The organism is Microcoleus sp. B3-A4 (assembly GCF_036705385.1).
GTDB lineage: Bacteria > Cyanobacteriota > Cyanobacteriia > Cyanobacteriales > Microcoleaceae > Microcoleus.
The window spans coordinates 39,565-47,884 of record NZ_JAUBUI010000051.1 but is presented as its reverse complement, the minus strand read 5'-3'; the positions used below and the strand labels follow the sequence as shown (position 1 = coordinate 47,884).

Sequence of the window (8,320 nt, the reverse complement as noted above, 5' to 3'; positions counted from 1 at the left end):
CCGATCGCTGGCAACTTTTGGGCGAGCGAAACTGTTTCTTTGATTCATAACGGGCGTGCGGCGCCCGTGGAACGCTCTCAAAGAGGACTGAAAAACTCATTAGTCCTCTTTGAGAGGACTTTCGCTTTGAGGCAGGGGTTTCAACCCTTGCCGGATTGCTGGAATGAGGGAAATATCCTGTTTGAGGAAAAAGGCTACGCAAACAATCGAGCGTAACGATCGCCAAATTTTCACTCTTAATACAGCCTCACCCTTTCAATCATCGGTTTGATGAGCAACAATCAGGGGATCGATTTCTTCGTGATGGCGATCGTAATAACGCCAAACATTCTCTCTTCTCGAAATCTGGCACAAGAAGCACTAGCTGACAGTGAAGCCGAAGGATTTTGACTATGAAAAGATTGCTGAGAGCGAGGAAGTGCGAGGAATAAACTTTGAGTTGCTGTTATGCTGCATTAATTTGGTTAATCCTGTGGATGCTATCAAAACTTTTCAGCAAGCACTCAAGAATGATTAAAATAAGTAAGGGTTTTCAACTCAGATTGAGTATCAACCCACATAAAAAACACGCCCCCGACCAGAGGCTGGGGTTGTGTGTTTTACAATAAAAATTTTAAGTGCGGATAAAAGGACTTGAACCTTCACTCCTCTCGGAACCAGAACCTAAATCTGGCGCGTCTGCCAATTCCGCCATATCCGCATTTTGACATTTAAATACTATAGCACACAACAGAGCGATCGGTCAATCGATTTTAGATTTTGGATTTTAGATTTTAGATTGAAGGAAGCGACCCACTGATAAATCCGCAGGGTGATGACCCAATTGCTCGATCGATCGATTTTAGATTTTAGATTTTAGATTTTAGATTCAAGAAAGCGACCCACGGATAAATTTCCAGGCTGATGACCAAATTGCTCGATCGCTCAACATCGAGAAACCCGGTCATTTTGGGACACCGGGTTCAATCATGAGTTATCGCCACAGCAATTTTCCGTATTTTTCACTTGTCACTTACTTTTGGCCCAGCGCTTTCCAGGTTGTTTCGTCCACCATGCCACTAGCCATCAAACCCTTAAATCTCTGAAAGTTCTTGACAGCCGTAGCAGTGCGAGCGCCAAAAATGCCGTCGATCGGGCCCGGATCGTAACCCTGTATTTCCAAACGCACCTGTAGCGTCTTCACCTTGGAACCGACAGCGCCTTTATTTAAAAGAGTTGGAGGATTGCCGGGAACTGCAGCATTGCTCAGAATAGGAGGATTGCTTTGCACAGCTTCAGGAGCAGGCGCCGGATCTGCTGCTAAAGCTGTCCAAGTTTCTTTGTCCACAATGCCATCTGCGTTCAAACCCTTAGACTGCTGAAAAGCACGAACCGCCGATGTAGTGCGAGAGCCATAGGTACCGTCGATCGTCCCTACCTTGAAATTGTGCACCTGCAAGCGCTGCTGTATGGCTGCAACTTCTGGCCCGTCAGCTCCCGCCGAGATAGTTTTTTCCTTTCTCACTGGCTGCTCGCCCGCGTAAAAAGGCTTGTGAAACATATCTCCTTGGGAATTTCCCTCCGGCGATGCTGACGCACCCGGATCGGCGGGAGCCGTAAAGTCTCTGCGGTACTGTTCCTGCACCAAGGGTTCGGAGTCGAAAGCAGCAGTGGCCTTTCGGGTTAAGCCGGGAACGAGCAGAGCAATCAAGCTGAAAATCGTAACAGTAGTCACACGCATAAATTTCATCCTGTTAGTGAGGTTTGACAAGGTTTCGCTGATTTCATGTTTCTAAATCTAATTGTATTACCCGGACTGCTTTCTGAAACATATAGCAAAAGGAAGAAGGAACAAGGCCATTTCACTTCGCGATCGGATAACAAGAAGTCCGAGGGAAGGGGTAATAGACCGGATTGGTTTGAGCCATTAATAACGTCCTAAGCGTCGGGCGCGGTTGCTATATCTGTTGCTGCTTCTACAAGTTCGGCAATGGTGACAGCCGCACTCAGGATTTACGAGTTGGAAGTTACGAGGTAGAAGTAGGGGCCGGTTCGCACTATTCCTCATAAACCCGGTTGATTCCGAGATGTTTTGTTACCAAAGCCAATATTTTCCCTAGAAACCGCGTTTCTTAGCCTCAGTCCTCTTGTACAAAACCTGCTATCAGTCACAAATATTTACGGGCGGTTTGTGTCAAAAGTTGAGCCATGAAAGACCAAGTTTTTCCCTTGAACCAGCCCGTAAAAAGCAAAAATCGGCAGTTATCGGTTCGCGTGTTCTGCCAATAAAGCCTTCGCTTTCGGCTTGTAAATCAGATAAAACAGCGATTCTATGTAGCGGAGCATATCTTCGCGTTCTTCCTTGGACGAGTAGTTCCAGAAACCGTAAGTCCGCGCCAGAGTCAGCAGCTTGGTAGTGTGAATTTTCCAGGTATACGTGCTGTAAACTCGGTCAATTCCTCGCGTTGAAATTTCATACCAATAGTTGGGATTGTGTTCGCACTTCGATAAAAAATCGAGAATTTTTTGGGCAGTATCCTCGTGGTTGGTCGGGTTGATATAAAACCCATTTACGCCATCTTGAATAATTTCCAGCGGGCCACCAAACTGCGTTCCAAAAGTGGGAATACCGGTAATCATTGCTTCGAGAATTGTCAAGCCGAAAGCTTCAAATAATGCTGGCTGAACAAATATACCTTGGGCGTCGGCGATTACCCGGTAGATTTCGCCGGACAGGCTTTTGGAAAGCCTCACTCCCAACCAGCGAATTTTACCGTGAAGGTTGTATTGGTCGATAATTGCGTAGAGCTTTTTAATTTCTTCGGCTTCTTCGTAATCGTCGGTTTCTTCGACCCGCAGTTTGCCAGCTACTAGAATTAAGTTGCATTTTTCTTGCAGTTCCTGGCTTTTGCCAAACAATTCTGCTAAGCCTGTCAGGTTTTTAATGCGATCGAGCCGGGCCATCGAAAATAAAGGCCGCTTGTGCGGGTCGTCGAGTTTTCCAAAGACTTGTTCCGGATCTTCTAGAGTAAACAGCAGTTCGTTGAGCCGATCGCGATCGCCTTGCACCCGGTCTTCGATCCGCGTGTAGGGAAAGTACACACTTTCATTAACTCCCGGCGGCACGACGTTGAATTTAGGGCTGAACAGTTCAATCCCGTTCACAACGTGGTACAAATCCGGCATGGTAAAACAATGGTAAGATTCGTACTGACCGACACTATCGGGTTGGCCCACAATCTCTTGATAGGTGCTGCTGACAATGCAATTAGCTGCATTCATGGCAATTATATCAGCAGTAAATTGCAACGAAAAATGGTATTTGTCCTCTGATTCTTGCCAGTAGAGATTGCTGAACAAATATTTAGATTTTTCCAGCGCATGGGCAATATTGCACTGAGTAACTTTTAGTTTGCGAGACAGCAAAAAGGCTACCAAGTTCCCGTCGGAATAGTTGCCGACAATTAAATCTGGCTTGCCCTGAAACTCAGCCAGAAGTTCTTTTTCTGAATCGATCGCATAAGTTTCTAAATAAGGCCAAATCTCGAATCTAGAAATCCAATTTTGAGTCAGTTTGGGATTGAACTCCCGGAAGGGAACCCGCAAAATCCAAGCATTTTCTGTGCCGTGAACTTTTTCCAAACGTTCGTTGCAGCGCGTACCGTCGCTGTTAGGAATTAACCGGGTGAGAATAATTACTTTAGGTTTGACTCCTAAACTATCGAGACCTGCAAGATGAATATCTTCTTGCAGTTGTTTCTCTAAACTCTTGGCTTGATCGAGGACATAAACTACTTGCCCTCCCGTATCCGGCCGCCCCAAAACTCCTTCTTGACCGAACCAGCCGTGAGGAGAAACTAGGACGATTTTGAAAATCATCGGGATGCGAGAAATAAATGCTTCTAGGGTTTGGGGATCGGGCGAATCAATTAATTCGTCAAGAATTCCTAGGGTTTCATGTACCCGGGCTGCGGTATTTCCCCAACCTGCCTCGAAACCCATCAATTGCAGCACGAGTCGAAATCTTTCGTAGGCTTCTTCTTCAGAAAGATCGCTGACAAAGGTGAGGGCTTTTTTGATTTGTTGTGAAAGTTGTTCTTGGGATTTTATGCGATCGTTAATTAGCAATTGTACGCCGTTGTAGCGGTGAAGGCGCAAGAAATTAAATAGAGTTTCCTGCCACTGTCTGGCGTCTTGAAACAGTTTGCTGGAGAGATATCGGTTGAGGAATTGTACTCCTTTGCCGATGTTTTTGGGGTCGCGAATTGTGGGGGAGTAGTCGTAAAACGGGCCGAAATCTAGTTCGAGAATGTCGCCTTCTTGGGGATGAAAGTGGTTGACGAAACGATCGCGCACGTCGAGCAATTCTTGCACTGTCATCTGCTCAACAGTCAAGTCGTCTGCAACTCGCACTATTTCCATACTAGCAATTTTTGGCCGCAGCAGGACGCAAAGGCTGCCATCTTCAAGAATAATTTCCTGAACGTAGTAAATCAGTTTGCTTAAAAGAGAAGATTGATGGAACTGTTCGGGCTTTTCGTATTTGGTGCAGTAGGCGGCAAAAGCGTTAACTATGTCGTTTCGCAGTAAATATTTCTTTCCCAAAGCGCGTAAATCGCTGACAAACTGACGCAACTCGGTTTTTTCGTCGCTGGCGATCACAGCCTGAAAGAGTTCAGACATACATACTCCCTTATTTAAGACTTTTGATTTCCGCTGTAAAATTAGGCGATACTCAAACAGTATCGCCCTTTCTTTTAAGCGGCTACTTTTTTTGTAATTTTAAAGTCTGCAAAGTGAAGTTGCTATCCCTCAAATGACATAAAACTCCCCGTATTTGTGGCGAATGTAGCGGATAAATGGATCGATAGTTAAAGGTGAACCTGTAACGCGATCGATCAATTCGACAGCGGTATATTTACGGCCGTGCTGGTAGATGTTTTGTTTGAGCCAGTCGTGGAGTACGGTAAAATTGCCCCTTTCTATTTCTACAGGAATTTCAGGATTGATTTTTACTGCTGTTTCGTAGAATTGGGCGCTCATCAAGTTGCCGAGGGTGTAACCTTGGAACATTCCGCCGATCGTACCAACATACCAGTGAACATCTTGCATCGCGCCTTCGCTGTCGGTGGCGGGGACAACGCCGAGGTCGGTTCTATAGCGTTCGTTCCAGGCTTCGGGGAGGTCTCGGACTGCGAGTTTTCCCTCTACCATTGCCAATTCTAGGTCAAAGCGGATGGCGACGTGGAGGTTGTAGGTTACTTCGTCGGCGTCGGTGCGGATGAGCGATCGCGAGACTTTGTTAATTGCCCGGTAAAATGCGTCAGTGGATACGTGTCCCAACTGTCGCAAAAATACGCCTTGGAGTTGCGGGTAGAAACATTCCCAAAAACCGCGGCTGCGCCCGACCAAATTTTCCCAAAGTCGCGACTGACTTTCGTGCACGCCGGAGGAAATGCCACCTGCAAGCAGCGTGCCCTCAAATTCCGGGGAATTTCCGAGTTCGTAGAGGGCGTGTCCGGCTTCGTGGATGCTGCTAAACAATGCTTGATCCAAGTGGTCTTCATAGACGCGGGTGGTAATTCGCACGTCGTCTATGGAGAAGTTGGTCATGAACGGGTGCAGGGTGGTGTCTTGCCGTCCCCGTTGGAAGTCGAACCCCATGCGTTCTACAACTTTGCGAGTGAATTCTAGTTGCTGGGATTCTGGAAAGTCTTGGTGCAAGCAGGAGTCGTCGGCGGGAGGTTGGGAGGTGATGGCTTCGACTATCGGCACTAATTCTTGACGCAGTTGGGCGAAAAGCGGGCGCAGCAGGGATACTTTCATGCCGTAGTCGCTACGATCGATCAAAGGATCGGCGATGTGTTCGTATCCGGGGAAAAACTCGGCGTATTGCCTGCTTAATTCTAGGGTTTTTTCTAGATACGGCTCAACGGCTGCGAAGTTGTTGGCTGCCCTGGCCGCGGCCCAAGCTTCGTAGCAGTCGGCTTGGTGGCGGCAGAGTGCGGACATGAAGGTTGCGGGGACTCTGGCGGCGCGATCGTAGTCTCTGCGGGCTATGCGGATCAGGCTGGCTGCGGTGGAGTCGTAGGGGAGGGTTTGTTCGTAGAAACGCAAGTCTTCTAGGAGTTCACCTATTTTTGGATCTGTAAATTTTTCGTGGGATATTTGTTTGAGAGTAGCCAACTGGCGGCCTCTGGCAGTTGCACCTTTGGGGGGCATATAAGTTGATTGATCCCAATGCAGCAACGACGAGGCTGATTCTATGTCGGTAACTTCTCTGAGATGGGCTGCCAGTTGAGCGAATTTTGCTTGAGTTTTGTCTAGGGTTTGCATGATTGGGGTTTATGGTGCTGTTTTGCCTACAAAGGTTGCAGTGCGGCATCCGTATCCATCAATCATAGCTACCCTGAAATCAAGCTAAAAACCGCACTTCTTCCCGTATTGTATGCAATTTAGAGTCATTTTTGCATAATTTCCGGTATTTCGGCGGATTGAGTTCGATCGCCTTGGATAAGTTTTCGATCGCCAGCCGAATGCTGGTGGCTACAAGTTCCTGGCTGTTTGTGATCTCGCCTGCTTGTTTTTCCAGGGCGTAAATGCAAGCTTTTTGATAGTACAGGTTTGGATCGTCGGGTGTGAGTGCGATGATTTTATCGTAGGAGGCGATCGCGTCGGTAAATCGTTGAATTTTTTTGAGGGCTATGGCGCGGTTGTACCAGGCTTCCGTGTTGTCTGGCTGCAACTCTACGGTTTTGTCCCAAGAGGCTACTGCTTCTTCAAAGCGTTGTAAGTTGGCGAAGGCTAAGCCGCGGTTGTAAAAGGTTTCGCTGTCGTTTGGGTTGAGTGCGAGGGCTTTGTCCCAGGATGCGATCGCTTCTTCAAATTGTCCCATTTGTGCGATCGCCCTGCCGCGTTTGTTCCAGGCTTCGGCGGAATTCGGCCGCAGTTGCAGGGTTTTGTCGTAGGAGGCGACGGCTTCCGGGTAGAGTTTTTCATCGGCTAGGGCTAAGCCGCGGTTGTACCAGGCTTGATGCAAATCTGGTTTGAGTTCGATCGCTTTGTCGTAAGAGGCGATCGCCGCTGTATTTTGGTCTGATTTTCTGAGGGCAAATGCTTTGTTGTACCAAGCTTCGCAGTAGTCTGGTTTGATGGCGATGGCTTTGTCGTAGGAGTCGATCGCTTCTGATAATTTCTCTAAGCTGACGAGGGTGTTGCCGCGGTTCGTCCAAGCTTCGGGGTAGCTGGGGTTGAGTTCGAGCGCCTTTTCGTAGGATGCGATCGCTTCTGAGAGTCTGTTGAGCTTCCGCAAAACGTTGGCGCGATTATACCACGCTTCGGGATTGTTTGGTTTGATTTGTAGGGATTTGTTGTAGGCTGCGATCGCTTCTTCTAGCTGGCCCAATTTTTTGAGGGCTACGCCTTGGTTGTACCACGCTTCATAAAATTTTGGTTCGAGTGCGATCGCTTCTTCCCAGGATTCGATCGCAGCTTGGAATCGTCCCATCGCTTCTAGGGCGTTGCCGCGTTCGTACAATGTTTGAGCCTTTTGGGTGTTGACTGCTATGGATTTTTCCCCTGAGTCGATCGGCTTTTCTATGCTGGCTAATTTTTGCAAGGGGTTTCACCTCTTTATTTTCTGTCTAATTGATTCTTTTCTTTTTTATATGCGATCTTTTTCGCCTTTGAGTGCTTTTGATCGCGACTATTTGGTTATTTATGGCAATTTTACAGGAATTTGGGGACTTTTTCAATTTTTTCATTATATTTCTAGAGCTGGGATTTGGAAGTATAGATTAATACTATTTTTTTATAGGACTGCGTAGAAAAGAAGAAAGGGCGATCGTACTGAGGTGTGACAAACCTCACCCAAGATATCATTTTCACGTAATCCTTTTGAGCGATCGAGAGTTGAAAGCGCCTCTTGTCAAGCGAAGTCCGCCTTTGCAGACTAATAAATAATAAGAGTATTTTTGAAGCTGTAAGGACAGGTTTTACCAAGAATAATTGCCTAAAACCGACAATCTCATAAACCCGCCCCGCCCAAGAGCAAATCCCTATTCTTGAATCAAGGCTTGAAACCGAGTATGCGATCGAATGCTGTCAAAATACGAGTCCGTTTTTGCCATTTCTCGCCATTCGTCAGGATTCAGATTGATGGCTTGCTGCAAATTCTGAATCGCTTGGTCAATCTGACTCTGTAACGCATAGCAGCAAGCTTTATTATAAAATGTTGCCTCATCATCTGGTTTGATTTCTAAGGCTTTGTCAAAGGAGGCTATCGCTTCTTCCAATCTTCCTAAATTACCCAGTGCAATGCCCCGATTGTACCAGGCTTTGT

At 47.0% G+C, this 8,320-nt stretch carries 6 protein-coding genes and 1 tRNA gene; 1 reads left to right on the top strand and 6 read right to left on the bottom strand.

Features of this window, described 5'->3' with window-relative positions; translation table 11 throughout:
• On the top strand, nucleotides 1–216 hold a 216-nt coding region (locus QUB33_RS19410), incomplete at its 5' end, for a hypothetical protein (RefSeq protein ID WP_333352808.1).
• A 402-nt stretch (nucleotides 217–618) separates the two neighbouring features.
• Here the strand turns inward: QUB33_RS19410 and QUB33_RS19405 are convergent.
• From QUB33_RS19405 to QUB33_RS19380, 6 genes are all read right to left on the bottom strand, one after another.
• Nucleotides 619–700, bottom strand: a tRNA-Leu gene (locus QUB33_RS19405).
• Nucleotides 701–1,012: 312 nt separating this feature from the next.
• Nucleotides 1,013–1,720 carry a peptidoglycan-binding protein gene (locus tag QUB33_RS19400; RefSeq protein WP_333352805.1) on the bottom strand — a complete coding sequence of 236 codons (708 nt, stop codon included), beginning with the start codon at nucleotides 1,718–1,720 and terminating at the stop codon, nucleotides 1,013–1,015.
• A 521-nt stretch (nucleotides 1,721–2,241) separates the two neighbouring features.
• Nucleotides 2,242–4,662, bottom strand: coding sequence for a sucrose synthase (locus QUB33_RS19395; RefSeq protein ID WP_333352802.1), 2,421 nt, complete (start codon nucleotides 4,660–4,662; stop codon nucleotides 2,242–2,244).
• A 129-nt stretch (nucleotides 4,663–4,791) separates the two neighbouring features.
• Complete coding sequence (locus QUB33_RS19390) at nucleotides 4,792–6,315, bottom strand: carboxypeptidase M32 (protein ID WP_333352798.1); 1,524 nt, start codon at nucleotides 6,313–6,315, stop codon at nucleotides 4,792–4,794.
• A 79-nt stretch (nucleotides 6,316–6,394) separates the two neighbouring features.
• A complete protein-coding gene (locus QUB33_RS19385; RefSeq protein WP_333352795.1) occupies nucleotides 6,395–7,597 on the bottom strand; it encodes a tetratricopeptide repeat protein in 1,203 nt (400 codons plus the stop codon).
• Between the two features lie 439 nt (nucleotides 7,598–8,036).
• On the bottom strand, nucleotides 8,037–8,320 hold a 284-nt coding region (locus QUB33_RS19380), incomplete at its 5' end, for a TPR end-of-group domain-containing protein (protein WP_333352791.1).

Excerpts from the sequence above, each read along its gene's own strand:
- QUB33_RS19390 (WP_333352798.1), bottom strand. The coding sequence starts at position 6,315 with ATGCAAACCCTAGACAAAACTCAAGCAAAATTCGCTCAACTGGCAGCC.
- QUB33_RS19400 (WP_333352805.1), bottom strand. The coding sequence starts at position 1,720 with ATGCGTGTGACTACTGTTACGATTTTCAGCTTGATTGCTCTGCTCGTT.
- QUB33_RS19395 (WP_333352802.1), bottom strand. The coding sequence starts at position 4,662 with ATGTCTGAACTCTTTCAGGCTGTGATCGCCAGCGACGAAAAAACCGAG.